Genomic DNA, 18,414 nt, shown 5'->3' on the forward strand with positions numbered 1-18,414 from the left:
GTAATCAAAAAAGAGAACCCCTCCAACAGCTCACCGCCGCCGATGGGGTTCTCTTTTTGGCCATAAATGAAGATTCCATGAAATAGTTGGAATTCATTGTAAGTGCCTACAGAACATCGAATCAGGATTGAAAGCACAATACCGTTTGATGGCCTAACGTAGCAGTCTAAGACCATTCAGGATGACCAGTATCGTACTGCCTTCATGTCCTACAACACCTAGCGGCAATGCTACATCCTGAAGGAAGTTTCCAGCTATTAATGCAAGGATAACGGTAATCGCAAACACCATATTCTGCTTAATGGTTCGCTGCGCACGTCGAGCTTGCGCAATCACCCATGCAATCTCCTCGATGCGATCATTCATCAGCACAACGTCAGCTACCTCTAGTGCCGTGCCACTCCCGGATACCCCCATGCCCATGCCTACCGTCGCTGCAGCAAGTGCAGGGCATCATTAACTCCATCGCCGACCATCAACACCTGGCCATATTGCTTACGCAAAGCATGTACCTGTTTCACCTTATCTTCTGGGAACAGATCAGCATAGACGATACCTACGCCGGTTTCACGTGCAATGACAGTAGCAGCCTCTGCACGATCCCCCGTTAACATGGCTACACGGACACCCATCGCTTCAAGCCTTCTTACAGCCGCTGCTGCCTGTGGACGAACCGTATCCCGCATTGCGATCAGACCTACAATTTCCCTATCTGCTGTCACGACCGACACCGTCTTGCCTTCAACCTCTAGACGAGCCCGTTCATCATACCAATGAATGTCCCTATCTGAATCAATCTCATCTGTTTTCCCAATTCTCCAATGTACATCATCCACCTTACCTTCAATGCCCCAACCGGTTAGTGCCTGTACCTGCTCCGCTTCTGGAATTGCAATATTCTCCAGCATTGCCTGATCCACAATTGCGCGAGCGAGTGGATGCATGGAGAGATTCTCAATACTTGCTGCTGCAGCAAGTACTTGTGCACGGTCGTAAGCTTCTGCCGTTATGATATCCGTGACCTGAGGAGTACCCATCGTTAATGTCCCTGTTTTATCAAAAGCAACCACTTGGGTCTGTGCCAGGTTCTCCACATGTGCCCCACCTTTAAATAGAATTCCTCGACGGGCACTGCTGGACATTGCGGATAACATCACTGGCATAATGGAAGATACAAGAGCACAAGGAGAAGCTACAACTAGAAATACCATCGCTTTATAAAATGCATCCCCCCACGTCCAGCCAAGCAATACCGGTGTTCCTCCGATAATCAATAATGTCACGAGCACAACGATGCGAGCATAAATCCCTTCAAATCGTTCAATGAAACGTTGTGAATCAGGCACTTCAGCTTGGGCTTCCTCCACTAACTTAATAATTTTGCCAAAGAGAGAACCCTCCGCCGACTTGGTAACTTCGACATACAATGCCCCCTCACCGTTCACTGTCCCAGCATACACCTCGTCACCCGCACTTTTGTCTACTGGCAACGATTCCCCTGTAATGGATGACTGATTAATAAAAGAACTTCCGCGATACACGACCCCATCAGCAGGAATCAGTTCTCCTGGTTTGACTAACAGTAAATCGCCAGGCTGTAGCTCATCAATCGCAACAAGATTCATTTGTCCTTCCTCGATGCGGAGTGCTGTTTCAGGTTTCAGCGCCAGTAAGGATGAAATATCTTTATGACTGCGTTCTGTCGCATAACTTTCCAAGGCTCCACTAAGTGCAAAAATAAAGATGAGCATTGCCCCTTCATTCCAGTATCCAATCGTTGCAGCGCCAAGCGATGCGGCGATCATAAGCAAATTCACGTCCAGATCACGATCTTTGACGAGCGTCTCTATTCCTTCTTTTGCCTTTGTCCAACCACCCAAAGCATACGCCGCAATGTATAACATGATGGATACTGGCTGAGACCACGAAGCCGTACTCCAAGCAATTAACATCAAGAGTCCACTACCTAGTGCTGCCTGCATCTCCTTGTTGTGGAGCATCGCTCGAAAGTTTGGCCTACGGCCGCGGTTGGGGTTAGGCGAATTCGTTGAGCTCTTCTCTGCCTTAACTTGCTTATGAATGGGTTGATGGATAGCTTGCATGTTCATCACTGTCCTTTCTGAATGTTGGAACGCATATTCTGGCTGACTTCGCCATTTCGTATTCCAAAGATGAGTTGTATTGAGAATGAGATCCATTGTTAATGCCCTAAAAATGACACATGCTGCTGCGGGAATCCCGCAGCAGCATGGCGATCAAATGAGAATGATAATCATTTTTGTACTTATGCAATTATTTTTACCTCAACCAACTTTTGATTATTATATGCCTGTGATCAACATTTGTAAATGAGTATTTGCAAAGTTGTTCGAAGAAAAAAAGCAAAAAGCCACCGATCCATAAGGATGGTGACTTAAATTTAGAGTCTTTGTCTTAAAGGTCAATACGACATATTAGTTCATCTGAGCTTCCAGATATCATCTTCACATGTAGTCTACATGAGAAGCTAAACTTCACACCAACTTATACACTAACGCTTGCTTGTTGACTCGCTTTGATTGCTTGCTCCAGATCATACAGGATATCTTGAATATTCTCCGTACCCACCGATAAACGAATCAGCTCCGGATTAACGCCAGCCGCCGTCTGCTCATCTTCTGACAGCTGTTGATGTGTTGTACTTGCTGGGTGAATAATGAGAGATTTGGAATCACCCACATTCGCAAGGTGAGAGAACAGCTTCACATTTTCGATTAGTTTACGTCCTGCATCTACTCCGCCTTTGATACCAAAGGTTAGAATCGCACCTTGACCTCTCGGTAGATACTTCTGTGCGAGTTCATACGATGCATGACTTGGAAGACCTGCATAGCTTACCCACAATACATCGTCGTGTTTTTCCAGATATTCCGCAACCGCCAGTGCATTGCTACTATGACGTTCTACGCGCAGATGAAGTGTCTCCAGCCCCTGCAGCAACAGCCATGAGTTAAAAGGTGAGATCGTTGCACCGATGTCTCTTAACAACTGCACACGCGCTTTGATAATATAGGCGATTGGTCCAACAGCCTCCGTGTATACTACACCATGGTAGCTGGAATCTGGCTCGGTCAGACCTGGGAACTTCCCACTTGCCTTCCAATCGAATTTTCCACTGTCCACAATAACGCCACCGATGGATGTCCCATGCCCCCAATGAATTTGGTAGCAGAATGCACAACGATATCCGCCCCATGCTCAATTGGTCGAAGCAGATATGGGCTTGGGAACGTATTGTCTACAATCAACGGAATACCATGCTCATGTGCAATCGCCGCTACGGCTTCAATATCTAGCACATTCCCTTGAGGATTACCGATCGTTTCGGCATACAGTGCTTTTGTTTTCTCCGTAATTGCTGCCCGGAAGTTTTCAGGGTCACTGGAATCCACGAACTTCACGTCGATGCCCAGCTTCGGCAGTGTCGTGGAGAATAAATTGTATGTTCCACCATAGAGACTTGCCGAGGACACAATCTCATCCCCCGCACCAGCAATATTAAGGAGTGAGAAGGTGATTGCCGCCTGACCCGAAGCTGTAGCCAAAGCCCCAGCCCCACCTTCCAGTGCTGCAATGCGTTGCTCAAATACATCCGTTGTTGGATTCATCAGACGTGTGTAGATGTTGCCAAACTCTTTCAATCCAAACAAATTGGCTGCATGTTCAGTGTCACGGAAACCATAAGATGTTGTCTGATACAAAGGTACAGCACGTGCATGAGTTGTTGGGTCTATTTCCTGACCCGCATGAATTGCCAATGTTTCAAATGAAAGCTCACGTTCGTTTGACATAAAATCTGAATCCTCCCTTAGGTATACGTCTCTGAATCTCTGGGTGTACTCACTAGGTGGCGTATGTTTTCCATATTCTCTCACAAGATGTCGCATTTGAAAAGAATTATTTCCGATTTTTCCGATAAGAAATTATAAATATAGTATTCATCGTCTTGGTATACTAAAAAACCTTTGCTAATGCAAAGGCTCTTTAGTCATTTTCACTCACTTCATTGCTACTGCGAAACAACAAGAGCTAACGTTTATACTCGTACGCCATTCCATACTTCACGCAAATGTTTAGCCGCAGGTACCGCCTCTTCCGCAGTCACACCTTCTAATGAAATATCAATATGCGGCTTATATTGCTTCAACAGTTCAAAGAATAACGGATAATCTAAAATACCGGCACCAGGTACAGGGTTAATCTTCTCCCATTGGGCATTGAAAGCCACATCCTTGGCGTGAATCACAATGATTCGCTGATACAGCGTCTCCATGACTTCTCGTAGGAACCCTGCCTGATCTGCTACATGATGCTGTTTAATCAAGTTACAAGGATCGAACAACATACCCAGATTGGAAGAAGGAATCTCTTCAAACAAACGCACCATATGTTCACGCGTATGCAATGTATGCGTAGACACAGGCTCAATCGCAGCATGAACGCCCCACTTCTCAGCCTCTTCCGCGATCTCCTCTACTGTTGCTCGCAATACATTCCATGCGTGTTCTTCATACGTATCCGGATGTGTACTGAGGTATGTGTCCAAACCACCCGTTTCCGTTGCAACCATGCTGCACCCGAAATCTCTAGCATACCTTAGGTGTTCCTTGAATCGATCAATATCCGCACGCCGGCTCACCGGATCGGGATCTATCGGATTAATATAACAGCCTAGCACCGCAATCTTCACGCCACGCTGTGCAAATTGATCTCCAATCTCATTCGCCAGCCCAGGGCTTAGCTTGCCATTCGCAGAATCAACATCGGAGAGTGCTTTGGCAAGCGCAAGCTGCACCGAATTGAATCCGTTATCTGCGATCGTCTGTGCAAGCTGTGCTGTAGGCTGCTTACCAAACGTATGCGCCAGAATACCAAGTTTCATCATTCATGCCTCCTTTATAATCGGATAGGTGGAAAACCTAGCGAGCGAGCCAGCCACCATCGACATTAAGAACATGACCGTTCAAGTAATCTGAGGCTGATGATGACAAGAATACAACCGGCCCTTTCAAGTCTTCTGGTGTTCCCCAACGCCCAGCTGGAATACGCGCTGTAATATCACGGTACCGATTCTCATCTGCTCGGATCTGCGTTGTATTATCCGTTTCCATATAACCTGGTGCAATTGCATTAATCTGTACGCCTTTACCTGCCCATTCATTGGCAAGTGCTTTGGTCAGACCGGCAACACCATGTTTGCTCGCTGTATATCCAGGTACATTAATGCCACCCTGATAGGACAGCATAGATGCAATGTTTATGATTTTACCGCTACCACGTTCAATCATATGTCTACCTGCCAACTGGCTCAGGAAAAATACGCTATTCAAATTAATGGCAATGACATCATGCCAGTCCTGATGCCCATGATCCGCAGCAGGTGTACGGCGAATGATACCCGCGTTGTTTACCAGAATATCAATTTTACCTTGAAAAGATAATGCCTGTTCGAACACCTTAGGCAGTTCATCCTCAATACTCAGATCCGCTTCTATAACATAAGCTTTGCGTCCCAATGCTTCAATAGCACTGGCTGTTTCCTCAGGTTTGGAATAGGATACCAGTACAACATCGGCTCCTGCTTCTGCCAGTCCGATCGCCATACCTTGTCCCAGCCCTCCAGATGTTCCGGTCACGAGAGCAACTTGTCCACTCAAATCAAATGGGTTCATATGTGATTCCTCCGCATGTTATGATATGCAAACCGTACATAAATTAACTCTGATAATCCACTTTGACACCGTTCTGACTATATAGCGCCGCTGTGTCTTCATCTAGTTGATGATCGCTGATAATGCAATCAAGCTCTGAACAATTCGCAAAAGTCCGTAGTGCAAATTGTCCGAATTTATGATGATCCACAACGCCATACACTTGTTGGGATGCCGAGATCATTGCTTTTTTCAGCGGGACGAGATCACCTGTATAGATGGATAATCCGAACTCGAGATGAAGTGCAGTGGTAGAGATAAATGCTTTATGGATATTAAGCCCCGATATAAAGGTAGCCGTATCGTCCCCTACCAGCATATTTCGAACTCGCGCTCCCCTGGCACAACCAATCGTACCTGTTCCTTCTTCGTTAACTCCGCAATAATAAACAAGTCGTTTGTGACCACAGTCAAAGGGAGGTTATCCATGCGTCTCGCCATCTCTAGCGTTGTACTTCCGCCGTCCAATGCAACAATATCCCCGGGACGTATATAAGCAAGTGCCCGTTCGGCGATTTCCGTTTTTTCCGGATGGTGTTTCTCAATGACTCCGCGGCTGTTCAAAATACCATATTGATCATTCTGAGCCAGCATTGCCCCACCGTGTACACGGACAAGTAAACCCATGCTCTCCAGCTTGGCAAGATCTTCCCTTACCGTCTTACCTGTAACCTGCAGCAGTTCACTTAGATCACTAACGGTCACTTCCTGGCGTTGTAACAACGCCTCCATAATTTTTTCATGTCGCTTCAATGAATTCATCCAATCAACTTCCTATATAACTGAATTAAAATAAATAACCTGTCTCACGCACAATGGATTACTTCAGATCTTTCATTGCTACGCCGTCCATATCCTCGAAGGTTTGGTTCTCACCAGCCATCGCCCAACAGAACGTATAATTGCTTGTACCTACGCCACTGTGAATAGACCAGCTTGGCGAAATGATCGCCTGACGATCACGAACAACCAGATGACGTGTCTCGTTTGGCTCACCCATCATATGGAACACTACGCCATCCTCTGGCAGGTTCCAATACAAGTATACTTCGGAACGACGATTATGGGTATGTGCAGGCATGGTGTTCCACATATTACCCTTGTTGAGCTCTGTAATACCCATGACCAGCTGACAGCTCTGAATGCCACCCTCGCCTTGGTGGATATAACGATAGATCGTGCGTTCATTAGAGCTTTCAATGCTGCCCAGATGGTTAGGCTGAGCTTGCTCTTGTGTAGCTTTTACTGTTGGATACGTATGGTGTGCTGGTGTTGATACAAAGTAGAATTGTGCTGGCTGTGCATTGTCACTGCTCTTAAACAGAACCTCTTTAACGCCACGTCCGATATACAGACATTCCTTCGCACCGATCTCATAGCCTTGACCATCAGCAGTTACCGTTCCATGTCCGCCAACGTTAATGATACCGATTTCACGACGCTCTAAGAAAAAGTCCGTTCCGATATCCTTCAGGTTCACTTCTAGTGCAATATCCTTGCTCTGTGGTACAGCCGTTCCTACAATATAACGATCCACATGGGAATATACAGTCACTAATTCATCTACAGCGAATAGCTGCTCCATCAAAAATTCCTCACGCAGACGAGATGTATCATATGTTTTTACTTCATTAGGGTGTGCAGCGTAACGGTTTTGCATGTTTAATCCATTCCCTTCGTCATTTGAATGATGTTCATATAAGTTCATTTTAGTTCATTTTATATCTTTTGTGTACCTTTTTTTTCAAAATAAAACGCTCCATGTAATTAAATATGTACATCTATATTCCTAAAAGTGTTTATATCCACACAATCTCGCATAAATTAGCTCGTCCACTCACACTCAATTAACCTATTCGCTCGCATCCATTGAGTTATTTAGGATAATCCGAATTCCGGGTGCAAAAATCTAAAAAAAAAAAAGGATTTCCACAGTCATGGATAGACTGGGAAATCCCTTTATAATCTGAAACTTAATGTGCAACTGCGTTGTTAAGCATGATCCAGATCGAACCAATAACGATGGTCATCATCATCAGAAGCCCGAAAATGAGAGCCATAACATTCCAGCGTGGTTTCTCTGTCTCACGAATATGCATGAAGAAGAAGAGTTGAACCACAAACTGAAGTGCGGCTGTACCAAGAATAACAACCATTGTTCCTGTTTTACCCATCATGTCGTTCAGAACAACCACCAGCGGGATGATCGTCAGAACGATAGAGAGAATAAAACCGATGACATAGGACTTCAGCGAACCATGTTGTTCATGGCCATGGGAATCATGCGTGTTGTGCTCTGCCATCTACATCACCCCATCAGATAGACGATGGACAGAAGGAAGATCCATACAACGTCCAAGAAGTGCCAGTACAAGCTGATTACGTTGATTTTACCGCGAGTAACATCGGTAATCCCACGTTTTTTCAGTTGGAACATCAATCCAATCATCCAGATCAGACCGAGCGATACGTGAAGTCCGTGAGTACCCACCAAGGTGAAGAATGCGCCGGAAGCAGCACTCGTCGTGTAGCTGAATCCTTCGTGAACCATCTCAACAAACTCATAAATCTCCAGTGCAAGGAAGCCTGCACCGAGAACGGCTGTAACGATAAGCCAGTTAATCAATTGTTTAACTTTACCTTGGTTCATTGCCAGAACAGCAAGTCCGCTCGTAAATGAACTTGTGAGCAAGAGGAATGTTTCAGCAATTACGCCAGGCATTTTAATCAACTCAGACAAGATTGGTCCGCCCGCCGTATTGTCGCGCAACACAATGAAGGTTGCGAACAATACGGAGAACAGGATTACGTCGGAAATCAGGAAGAACCAGAAACCGAGAATTTTCATTTCCTGTGGATCATGGTGGCCATGATCATGACCATGTGCATGATTCTCACCGTGCTTAGCGGCTGCTTGAGCCATCTATACCGACCCCCTTAACGACGCTTCGGTACGCTTAATTTCGTCAACCGGAATGTAATAATCCGTGTCGTATGAGAATGAACGGGCGATCATGCAGATACCCACGCCAGCGAGTCCGAGAATTGCCATCCATAGCCATCCAAAGACGAAGCCGAAACCAGCTACGAACCAGAAGACAGACATAATGAACGGAATCGAGGAATTTTTCGGCATATGAATTGGCTCATATACAGGCTCAGGCGGATGAATGCCTTTAGCACGACGTTCTTTCTCTTCCCACCACTCATCAATATCATCTCCGCGAGGTGTAACAGCGAAGTTGTATTCAGGAGCTGGTGAAGGAATCGACCACTCAAGCGTACGAGCATCCCATGGGTCGCCAGAAGCTTTGAGTGATTTGTATTTGCGAATACCGTCTGCGATTTGTGCAACTTGGAACAAGAATCCGACACCCATCAGGAACGCACCAATCGTAGAAACGAAGTTCAGTTCCCACCAGCCAGTGTCCCAGCCGTAAGTGCTCAGACGACGCGTCATACCCATCAGGCCGACAGCGTACTGCGGCATGAAGCAGACATAGAAACCGATATTCCAAGTCCAGAATGCCCATTTGCCCAGTTTCTCTTCCAATTGGAAACCGAACATTTTTGGCCACCAGTAGTACAGACCTGCGAAGTATCCGAAGACAACGCCACCGATTAATACTTGGTGGAAGTGGGCAATCAGGAAGTAACTGTTATGGAACTGGAAGTCAGCAGGAGCAACGGATAACAGAACGCCCGTCATCCCCCCGACGATAAAGCACGGGATAAAGGCAAGTGTCCACATCATCGGAGTGGCCATGCGTATCCTTCCTTTATACATCGTAAACAGCCAGTTAAATATCTTAACCCCTGTTGGAATGGCAATCAACATCGTCGTAACCGCGAAGAATGCATTAACGTCCGCTCCGGAACCCATCGTGAAGAAGTGATGCGCCCATGTGAAGAAGGACAGGAAGCTGATGATCAACATCGCGAATACCATCGATTTGTAACCAAACAGTTTTTTCCGCGAGAACGTACTTACGATCTCGGAGAACACACCGAATGCCGGCAAGACGACAATGTATACCTCAGGGTGACCCCACATCCAGATCAAGTTGATATACATCATTGGGTTACCGCCCAGATCAAGTGTGAAGAAGTGCGCCCCGGCAAACCTGTCGAGGAAGAGCAATGCAAGTGTCACAGTCAAGATTGGGAATGCAAACAAGATAATAATACAAGTGGAGAATACTGACCAAGTGAACATCGGCAGTTTCATCCAACGCATACCTGGCGCACGCATTTTAATGATGGTAACCATAAAGTTGATACCGGTAGCCAGGGAACCGATACCCGATATTTGGATACCCCATATATAGAAGTTCTGTCCTACCCCGGACTGTGCGACAGCTCCGATAGAGGCGGATAACTCAGCCAACCTGCGTCAGGTGAACCACCAATAACGAAGGACAGGTTAAACAGCATCGCTCCTAGGAAGAACAACCAGAAGCTCAGTGCATTCAGGAACGGGAACGCAACGTCTCTCGCTCCGATCTGAAGTGGCACGATAACGTTAAATAGACCAAACATAAATGGCATCGCCATGAACAAGATCATGATCGTACCATGCGTTGTAAAGACCTGATTATAATGCTCAGGGTGTAAGAAATCCATATTAGGCATTGCTAGCTGAAGACGCATCATCAGCGCATCCACACCACCACGGAACAACATGATAATGGAAGCGATGATATACATAATACCGATCTTCTTGTGATCGACAGTAGTTAACCAGTTACGCCAGAGCCAGCCCCATTTTTTAAAATAAGTTAGCACCGCTACAATAGCAATCATCGTAATCCCGATCGATACCATCGCACCATAGATGAGTGGATCACCAGTTACGAAAAACTCCGATGCAAACTCTTTAATTGTCTCTAACATTGGGCTCTCCTTTCGAATCTTTAGTTAGCACTCTTGTCCTCGTCTTGCTTGGACTCTTGAGTGGCTTGATTAGCTCCAGCAGCTTCACTTGAGCTTTCGTGCTTACTATGAGCTCCATTACCATCTACAACATACTTAGTTACGATTTTCTGGAACAGACCTTCTGGGAAGGCTGAGTAATAAGCAACATTGCTTGTTCCAGGCTCAGTAAGTGCATCGTAGCCCTCTTGTGTCAACTCTTGGGAATTTTGTTTCACTTCTCGAACCCAATTGTCAAACTCTTCGTCTGATGTAGCATTCACATCGAAACGCATTTTGCCAAAGTGCTCACCTGTAAAGTTGGCGCCTGAGCCCCAATACTGTCCTTCATGGTCAGCTTGCAGGTACAAGGTCATCGCCATACCCGACATTGTGTAAATCTGACCACCAAGTTGCGGAATCCAGAACGAGTTCATTGGTGAATCCGCGGTAAGTTCAAATTTCACGGGCCGGTCTGCCGGAATATTCAACGTATTGACCGTTGCAATCCCTTGCTCTGGATACATGAACAACCATTTCCAGTCCAATGATGATACTTGGATCGTCACAGGTGCTTTCTCAGAAGCCAGTGGCTTCGAAGGCTCTAGATCATAAGTGTAACGAACTGTTACAATAGCGAGTATTCCAATGATGATAATTGGAACCGTCCACCAAATGACCTCAGCTTTGGTACTATGAGACCAGTTCGGCTCATATGCAGCTTTATTGTCCGGTTTGTCGCGGTAACGCCATACGATTACTGCAGACAAAATCAACACAGGTACGATTATGACAGCACACAGAATGGTTGAAATTACGATCAAATCTCTCTGTGAAGCGCCAATCGGTCCCTTTGGATCCAGAACAACGTACTGCCCGCCTGCCAGCATTGGCCAGACAATCAATGCGATGGTAACCAACGTCAGGACAACCGGAATAATAATCCGGGCTAGCGACCTAGGTTTCTTGTTCATCTTGATCCCCTCTCCTTAAATTCGCTCATACTGAAAAATCAGTATACTACTCTATTCCTTCTAAAGATATCAGAAATGAGCAACTTTTTTGTTCTTGTTAACAAATTTGTCGATTTTACACCCTAAATGTGTGAATTTTTTCTCACAAATTACTTGCACACTTGATATTTCCGTATAATAAAACATCACATGTTACGTAAAAAAATAAAGCCCTTTGCAGTCTCGTTGAATAGGTCAACGAATCCGCAAAGGGCTATATTGACTGGATTCCGATTACTTATCCAGTCTTAGTATGGACGAATATCCTGCAGATTATAATTAATCCGCACCTTCGTCTTCATGACGTGTATGAACTAATCCGATCGCTTTAGCAATAACGTAAATGAATACGCTACCAACCAGGAAACCAATACCCACCATCAAGCCAAGATTACGGTCATTAAATTCATTCAAGTTGATCAAACACATCACTACACCTGTAATAAGCGCGATCCAGGCAAAAACTGTCATCGTTAAGACTGCGCGCCGCATATTTTTATCCTTGCGCTCCAATTGGCTTACCATTGCTGTCTTCGATGCCATAGTAAACACTTCCTTTTCCCTTTTTGTAAGTTATTTACTGATACCAATATACCACATTAGTATGATTTTTAGTCAACAAATGTTCAAATTTTATTCGCAATTTGGACACTTTATTTATTGTTTACCTGTTGACAAAATAGATATTTTATCTTCTTGTTATGTATAACCCAAAAATGACTGCTTCATAACAGAAATCGTAAACAAGCTTTTGAAACATTCGTGAATGACCCGAAACCAACCGTTATGTACACATTCCAAAAATAAAAAAACGGTGCCTCCATTTAATCGGAGCACCGTTTCATTTGATTGCATATCAAGACCGAATCCATTCTAGTTCCAGTCTGATTCATGTTCCTTGCATTTAGCTGCGAATTTCCAGCCAATTGTTCTTAATCACGTTTTGATACCAATAGAAGCTTTCTTTCGGTGTTCTTACTAGCGAGCGGTAGTCCACATGAACGAGTCCAAAACGCATACGGTACCCTTCAGCCCATTCAAAGTTATCCATCAGCGACCAAGCCATGTAACCTTTGAGATTGATGCCGTCATTGATGATCCGATGAATCTGAGCCAGATGCTGTTCATAATAAGAGATCCGGCGATCGTCATTGATTTTTCCATTATCCAGATCATCATTGATGCAAGCACCATTCTCTGTAATATACACATCCACATTTCCATACTTTTGAAGATAGTGCATAAATTCATACAGCCCACGGGATTCGATAGGCCAGCCAATATCCGTTTTGGTCAGTCCCATATTTAATTCTTCCGATTGAAGCGCCCCTGCTTCCGGATTGAAGCGATTGAGTCCCATTGTGTAATAATTGATGCCAAGCAGGTCGATTGGCTGTGAGATGATCTCCATGTCGCCTTCCTGAATCGGCACAGTAGCACCAGCTTCAGCGAACCAGTCCACCATAAACTGAGGGTAACTGCCTTTGTAGATTGGGTCGAGGAACCAATCTGTATTCAGTGCAATGGAACGGTCACACGCAGCCTGATCTTCAGGAGACTTGCTGTAAGGCTCTGCCCAGCACACATTCGGAGCGATACCAATCTGTCCGGTGATACCCATGCGACGGAATGATTGGACAGCTTTACCGTGAGCAACGAGCAATCCATGAGCAACATTGATTGACGTTTGCAGATCACGATTCCCTGGCGCATGGATCCCTAACAGGTTGGACAAGAAAGCAATGCACCACGGTTCATTAAAGGTCAACCAGAAATTAATTTTTCCGGAAAACTCCTTGAAGATCACTTCTGCATATTTCACAAAAGCATCTACCGTTCTACGATTACCCCAACCCCCGTCATCCTCCAGCGTTTGTGGCAGATCCCAGTGATACAGCGTGCAGAACGGTTCAATTCCCGCTTCAAGCAGCTTATCCACGAACCGATGGTAGAAATCTAACCCTTCTCTGTTGATCTCTCCATCCCCATCCGGAATAATACGAGGCCAGGCAATGGAGAAGCGATACGTGTTGATACCGAGTTTTTTCATCAGTTCGATGTCTTCTTCGTAGCGGTGGTAGCTATCACACGCGACATCGCCGTTATCTCCGTTAAACACTTTACCAGGTGTACGCGCAAACGTATCCCATATGGATACCCCACGTCCACCTTCCTGCGCCGCCCCTTCGATCTGATAAGAAGCAGTCGCCGTTCCCCAGCGGAAATCCTTCGGAAATTGAAAAATAGTCATCGTTTATTCCTCCGTCTCTGTTGACACACGAACCGTCTGCCCGCCTGTCACCCCTATTGTCGTTACATAATCCCCTTGCGTTGTACGCTCTGACAAGCTCTGCTCATGACCTTCAATACGTACAGGACAAGTACTACGAAGCGTTAATGAACCACCGTGATCAGCGGTAACTTCAGCCGTCACCAACTTACTGTTCTCCCACACCATAGCCACCGTATAGGCTCCTCGTGCGCGTAAGCCCTTCACACTACCGCTCGCCCACGCTTCAGGCATTGCAGGCAGGAGATGGATTTCACCCATATGACTCTGCAGTAACATCTCAGCAATGCCAGCCGTGCCTCCAAAATTACCATCAATTTGAAACGGAGGATGATCATCAAACAGGTTAGGATGGGTCGATCGCGCAAGCAAAGTACGTACAAATTGATGTGCATGCTTACGATCCAGTAGACGTGCGTAGAGATTGATCAACCAGGCACAGCTCCACCCTGTATGCCCTCCCCTTGTGAAATACGACGCTCAAGCGATACTCGTGCAGCTTCAACAAGCTCAGGTGTATGCACTCTGTTGATCTGATCCCCGGATACAGTCCATATAGATGCGATACATGGCGATGTCCTGGTTCAGATTCAGCAAAATCCTGGAACCACTCTTGCAGCTGCCCCTCGCTGCCAATCCGGAAAGGATACAGTCTGCTCTTCGCCTCTGCGAGCTCCTGCGTCCATTCCGAATCTAGCCCAAGCTGATTCGCAGCCGTGATACTTCGCTCAAACAACTCTCGGATTAAGCTCATATCCATCGTTGATGCCATGGATACGCTTCGAGCCTCCCCTTCCTCAGTCAAAAACTTATTCTCCGGTGAGGTGGACGGTACCGTAACCAGATAACCGCCTGGCCCCTCAATAAGCCAATCTAAACAGAACAGAGCCGCTTCTTTCATGATGGGGTATGCACGCTCTGCCAAGAATTGCTGATCTCCTGTAAACAGATAATGCTCCCACAGATGTGAGGTCAGCCATACACCACCCATTGGCCAGAATGCCCAGCTAGCATCCCCTCCTGTAGGTGTTGATGTTCTCCATATATCCACATTGTGATGTGCAGTCCAGCCACGAGCCCCATAGTGGATACGAGCCGTTCTACGCCCTGATTGGCTCAGATCATCAAGCATCGCAAACAGCGGATCATGGCATTCACTCAAATTACAGACTTCCGCTGGCCAATAATTCATCTCCGTGTTGATGTTTGTTGTGTAATCACTGTGCCACGGGGGCTCCACCTGATGATTCCATATGCCTTGTAGATTAGCTGGCTGCGTGCCAGGACGTGAGCTTGCCATGAGCAGATAGCGACCATATTGAAAATATAACGCCTCCAGTCCAGGGTCTTCCGCCCCTTCCTGGTAAGCTAACAATCGCTCATCTGTAGGCAATTCACCATTGCCTGTCATGCCCAGATTCAGATCAACTCTTGCAAATAACGCTCTATGATCCTGCTCATGACGTTCCCTTAGCTGCTCTGGATTGAAGGACTTGGCTTTTGCGATGGTCTCACGACATGTCTGCTCTAACCACACGCCTTCTTTCACTGGCATGACATCATAACGTTCAAATGCTGTTGCAGCCGCCAGGTAGAACACAACCTGATCCGCTCCTAGAACACGCAGGCTGTCCTCTTCAGCCACAACCCGAGCCTCGCTGCCTACTATACTGATACTTACTCTAACAGCATAGGCGGTTCCATGGTCATCCTCATAAATGACGGATTCAGGATGATCTCGGAAATAGTTCGATTCGACATGACTCGGACAGCGACTGAACAATGTCATGCCATCTTCTGAAATCTGCGATGTATACGGGTGTGGACTGTCTAGTGAAAGGCTGACGTTCACTGCTCCTTCGTGATCGGCTGAGAGCGTACATACCATCACATCGTCCACAGCACTCGCATATACTTCACGTTTATAACGGATACCATTACAGCTATAGCTTGTCGTCGCAATTCCAGCTTCCAGGTCAAGCTCTCGTTCGAATTCCTGAACAGGGGTTCCAATCAGCTGCTCCTGCTTCAATAGGAAGTGCCCCATCGGCTGATAAGCTTCAACGTCACGCCCCAACATTTCACGGTTCAGCAGTTCTTCCGCTTCACTGTACTGCCCTGCCATAATGAGTTCACGCGTCTTCTTCAGATATCGCTGACTGCTGTACTGTACTGTGTCGCGCGGGTATCCTGACCATAGTGTGTCTTCGTTTAGCTGAATGCGTTCTTGCACGTCACCGCCGTACACCATACCCCAAGACGCCCATTACCAATAGGAAGAGCCTCTTCCCAGCGGGTTGCTGGCTGACGATACCATAACCGATTCGGCTGTATGTTCTTCGTTAATGAGGTCATTACATAGCTCCTGTTCTTGAAGTAATGTTATTCTAGTCGTTCATGTTATAAAACGTTTTCGAAAAATAGTTTAATGACTAGCAATCTATCCGTTATTTCACCTTCATTGTTACTACATTCCAGCTCATTTTAGGTCATAATGAAAGTGCTTACACTAACAAAATTATAGGAGATTTCATCCTTATCGTCAATGTAAAACATCACAGTAAATCGCAGAAAAGACCCTTCATCTCAGGGTCTTTTCTGCGGTTCAATGCCTTCAACTAAGACATGTTACTTAACGTCTTTACCTGTCCAGAGCGCAACGCGTTCTTTGACCCAAACCGTATATTGTTGCTCCATTTCTACAGCACCTGCTCGATCAAGTTCTGCGAGGAAATCATCGTATACTTTATCGAAATCTTCTTTTTTAGCAAGTACCGCTTCTGGAATACGTTTGCGGATGATGTCCTGTGTTTTCTGGTACTGTACGTTGTAATCTGTATCTGATGGAACTGGCATATTGTAAGCCGCGCCCCACTCTTTAACCTCGAACTCATCCTCGGAAGGGAAGAAATCTTTCCAGGTTGTAATTCCGTATGCTTTTAACGTTTCTTTCTCAGCTGGAGTATAACCTGCGATGATCTGTTCCGGGAATCTCGTTGTGTAATAATTGTCCGTTGCATCCTTCACACCGTCACCATATCTTGCACTAAAGATGGAGTACAGCTCTACACCTGTTTCTTTGGTGAATGCAGCATTATCATTCGTTTTGCGATCTTGGATCTCTTCAGGAATGACACGTTTGCCATCAACTACGTTGTAGTGCTTACCTTCGATACCCCAGTTTCTAAGCACTTGACCCTCATCGGAAGCAAGCCAGTCGAAGAATTTAATGATACGCACTGGGTCTTTTGCTGATGTCGAAATTCCGATACCGTAACCATCAAATCCTGTTGGCTGGAACGTTGTATCTTTCAAGTCCTTATTCAACATAACAGAGAAGTGAGCATATGTGCTGTCATCTTTGCCTGCGGCTTTCAACGCATTCTCAGCGTCTGAATATCCCCACTCTGCATCGATGAGACCAAGCACACGTCCACTCGCAATTTTGGATTTATATTGATCTTCTTTTTGCACAAATGTATCCTTGTCGAGCAGTCCCTCATTGTACATATGGTTTAACCAGCGGAAATATTCTTTTTCGATTGGACGTTTAACATGCAGCATCGCTTCATACGTCTCTGGGTCAATGTAATATTCTCCATCATTGCTACCACCTGTTGTTGCGGAAGCTGGGTTGGTCACCGTAATCATAATTTTCCAATCGTCTGCATTGAGCGACAGTGGAATGGTTGGTTGACCATCAATCGTTGGATATTTCTCAACATATGCACGAAGTACATTTTCATAATCCTGCAAGGTTTTCACTTCTGGATAACCAAGCTCTTTCAATACCTTTTGCTGAATCTCGAAACCGTCGGTAGCATCGAATGCAACGTTATCTACCCCCATATTTGTTGGGAGCGTGTAGATCGATTGATCTTCCAAGCTATACTTCAGACGATTCATCTGTTCGCCATAGATTTTCTTCAAGTTGGGAGCATGCTCCTCAATCAGATCGGTCAGGTCAAGCATAGCTCCTGCATCAACAAGCTTGGACAAATTACCTTTTGGATAAATGATATCCGGGTAATCTCCACTTGCTGCCATCAAGGCGATCTTCTGGTCACCACCATTGTTAACGTCATATTCCGCCTCAATCGTAACACCTGTTTGTTTCGTAATCTCTTGACCTACTTCGTCCTGCATTCTATTCCAGTTCGGACTAGCATCGGCTCCAAAAAATGTAAATGTAACTGGATCCGTGCCTGTTGAACCTTCGGACGAAGACTCTTTACTACCTGAGTTACCACAACCTGCTGTAACCAATAGCGCACTTGCCAGCATCAACATTGCAAATGTCTTTGGTGTCTTGCTTTTCATTTTGCCTCTCATTGTCTATATCCTCCTAGTTAGGCGAGCTTTGAATTAGTGCTAACCTTATCCTCATCAGAATAAAGCGTTTGCTGAAAATGATTGTAATAAAATTATAGGTGATCTTAAATTTCTCATC

The 18,414-nt window shown here is 45.7% G+C and carries 10 protein-coding genes and 5 pseudogenes; all 15 read right to left on the reverse strand.

Annotation, left to right across the window (positions count from 1 at the left end; all coding sequences use genetic code 11):
- Positions 1-153: 153 nt before the first annotated feature.
- Positions 154-2,102: pseudogene (locus DMB88_RS25610) on the reverse strand (heavy metal translocating P-type ATPase).
- Between the two features lie 421 nt (positions 2,103-2,523).
- Positions 2,524-3,830: pseudogene (locus DMB88_RS25615) on the reverse strand (homocysteine synthase).
- Positions 3,831-4,075: 245 nt separating this feature from the next.
- A complete protein-coding gene (locus DMB88_RS25620; RefSeq protein WP_128103588.1) occupies positions 4,076-4,924 on the reverse strand; it encodes a sugar phosphate isomerase/epimerase family protein in 849 nt (282 codons plus the stop codon).
- 34 nt (positions 4,925-4,958) lie between these two features.
- A complete protein-coding gene (gene kduD, locus DMB88_RS25625) occupies positions 4,959-5,711 on the reverse strand; it encodes a 2-dehydro-3-deoxy-D-gluconate 5-dehydrogenase KduD (protein ID WP_128103589.1) in 753 nt (250 codons plus the stop codon).
- A gap of 43 nt (positions 5,712-5,754) precedes the next feature.
- Positions 5,755-6,512 (reverse strand): annotated as a pseudogene (locus DMB88_RS25630) (DeoR/GlpR family DNA-binding transcription regulator).
- A 58-nt stretch (positions 6,513-6,570) separates the two neighbouring features.
- Positions 6,571-7,410 (reverse strand): 5-dehydro-4-deoxy-D-glucuronate isomerase, encoded by an 840-nt coding sequence (kduI, locus tag DMB88_RS25635; RefSeq protein WP_128103590.1) that lies wholly within the window; start codon positions 7,408-7,410, stop codon positions 6,571-6,573.
- 313 nt (positions 7,411-7,723) lie between these two features.
- Positions 7,724-8,053, reverse strand: coding sequence for a cytochrome o ubiquinol oxidase subunit IV (cyoD, locus tag DMB88_RS25640; protein WP_056693282.1), 330 nt, complete (start codon positions 8,051-8,053; stop codon positions 7,724-7,726).
- Positions 8,054-8,058: 5 nt separating this feature from the next.
- Complete coding sequence (locus DMB88_RS25645) at positions 8,059-8,673, reverse strand: cytochrome (ubi)quinol oxidase subunit III (RefSeq protein WP_128103591.1); 615 nt, start codon at positions 8,671-8,673, stop codon at positions 8,059-8,061.
- A pseudogene (locus DMB88_RS25650) lies at positions 8,674-10,643 on the reverse strand (cbb3-type cytochrome c oxidase subunit I). It lies immediately after the preceding gene.
- Positions 10,644-10,663: 20 nt separating this feature from the next.
- On the reverse strand, positions 10,664-11,635 hold the full coding sequence (gene cyoA / locus DMB88_RS25655; protein WP_128103592.1) for a ubiquinol oxidase subunit II: 972 nt from the start codon (positions 11,633-11,635) through the stop codon (positions 10,664-10,666).
- 318 nt (positions 11,636-11,953) lie between these two features.
- Positions 11,954-12,217: a hypothetical protein gene (locus DMB88_RS25660; protein WP_056693273.1), complete on the reverse strand. Its 264-nt coding sequence runs from the start codon at positions 12,215-12,217 to the stop codon at positions 11,954-11,956.
- A 361-nt stretch (positions 12,218-12,578) separates the two neighbouring features.
- Positions 12,579-13,925 (reverse strand): GH1 family beta-glucosidase, encoded by a 1,347-nt coding sequence (locus DMB88_RS25665; RefSeq protein ID WP_128103593.1) that lies wholly within the window; start codon positions 13,923-13,925, stop codon positions 12,579-12,581.
- A 3-nt stretch (positions 13,926-13,928) separates the two neighbouring features.
- Positions 13,929-14,396, reverse strand: a complete 468-nt coding sequence (locus DMB88_RS31550; protein ID WP_254438344.1) for a glycoside hydrolase family 95-like protein — start codon at positions 14,394-14,396, stop codon at positions 13,929-13,931.
- Positions 14,362-16,319: pseudogene (locus tag DMB88_RS25670) on the reverse strand (glycoside hydrolase N-terminal domain-containing protein). The gene DMB88_RS31550 and the pseudogene DMB88_RS25670 overlap by 35 nt, the downstream one beginning before the upstream one ends.
- Positions 16,320-16,592: 273 nt before the next feature.
- Entirely contained in the window at positions 16,593-18,296 is a 1,704-nt protein-coding gene (locus tag DMB88_RS25675) for an ABC transporter substrate-binding protein (RefSeq protein WP_251384380.1), read from the reverse strand.
- Positions 18,297-18,414: the final 118 nt, after the last annotated feature.

The organism is Paenibacillus sp. DCT19 (genome assembly GCF_003268635.1).
Lineage (GTDB): Bacteria > Bacillota > Bacilli > Paenibacillales > Paenibacillaceae > Paenibacillus.